Source organism: Marinobacter sp. MBR-99 (assembly GCF_040547575.1).
Taxonomy (GTDB): domain Bacteria; phylum Pseudomonadota; class Gammaproteobacteria; order Pseudomonadales; family Oleiphilaceae; genus Marinobacter.
The window spans coordinates 1-1,272 of the sequence record NZ_JBEPPY010000056.1; the positions used below are offsets into that span (position 1 = coordinate 1).

1 pseudogene is annotated in these 1,272 nt (G+C 56.1%); it reads right to left on the reverse strand.

Annotated features, from left to right (window positions below):
• Positions 1–1,203 (reverse strand): annotated as a pseudogene (locus tag ABIE59_RS19950) (IS3 family transposase); the annotation flags it as partial.
• Positions 1,204–1,272: the final 69 nt, after the last annotated feature.

Below are 1,272 nucleotides of genomic sequence, written 5' to 3' on the forward strand. Positions count from 1 at the left end.
ACTGAGGTGGACCCAATCAGTTGGACAACCTGATGGTGTCCCTAAGCTATGATCCGGTTGTTTCCCTGGCTCAGGCTGCCAGAGATATGGGTTGCCCGTAGTACACCTCATCGGGCGTTTGGTAATCAAGGGTTTGGTGGTACCGGGTCTGATTGTAATGCCGGAAGTACCGGTGGAGCGCCTGCTTCAAGTGTCGGCCATCCTCGAAGGCAGTGAGGTAGACGCACTCGTGTTTGACGCTGCGCCAGAGCCGTTCCACGAAGATGTTGTCATGGTAGCAGCCCTTGCCGTCCATACTGATCCGGATGCCATGCTCTTTGAGAACGCTTGTGAAGGCCTCGCTGGTGAACTGGACACCCTGATCAGTATTGAAGATTTCCGGCGTTCCATGGCGCTGTAGAGCCTCCTCCAGGGCATCGACACAAAAGTCTGTATCCATGGTGTTGGAGACCCGCCAGGACAGCACCTTGCGGCTGTACCAGTCGATGATGGCGACCAGATACATGAAGCCCCGGGCCAGCGGCACGTAGCTGATGTCAGTTGCCCAAACCTGGTTGGGACGATCGATCTTCAAGCCCTTGAGCAGGTACGGGTACACCTTGTGCCCATCGCCCGGAATGCTGGTTCTCGGGCGTGGGTACACGGCTTGAATACCCATGGTGCGCATTAGCCGCTGCACCCGCTTCCGGTTGACCCGGTAGCCTTGGTGCTGCAAGTGGACCCGCATCTTGCGAGAACCATAGTACGGCGTTTCCAGGTGCTGTTGATCAATCAGGTACATCAGATCCAGATCCTCCTGACATTGCTCACGATGGACGTAGTACACCGATGAGCGGCTCAGCTTGAGCAGCTCACACTGGCGCGAAAGACTGACTTGGGGATGACCTCGCTCGATCATCGCCAACCGCTGTTGACGGCTTACTGATCGAGCTTGCGCGACAAAAAATCGCGTTCCACCGTCAGTCGACCGATCTCGCGGTAAAGCTCGTCTGTGCTGGGCTCATCGGATTGCTTGCCGGCCTTCCTCTTGCCTTCGAAGAGGTCGGGAGCGTTCTCCAGCAGCTCGCGCTTCCAGGTACTGACCATGGTGGGGTGAATCTGGAAACGGGCGGCAATTTCGGATGTGGTCTGGTCACCCTTGAGGGCGGCCAGAGCAACTTTGGACTTGAATGATGCGCTGTATTGCTTGCGTTTCTTGCTCATGATTCTCCTCCTTGTGGAGATGATGAATCAGAGCTTAGGCACCTGTCCAAAATTTGGGGTCCACTTCAA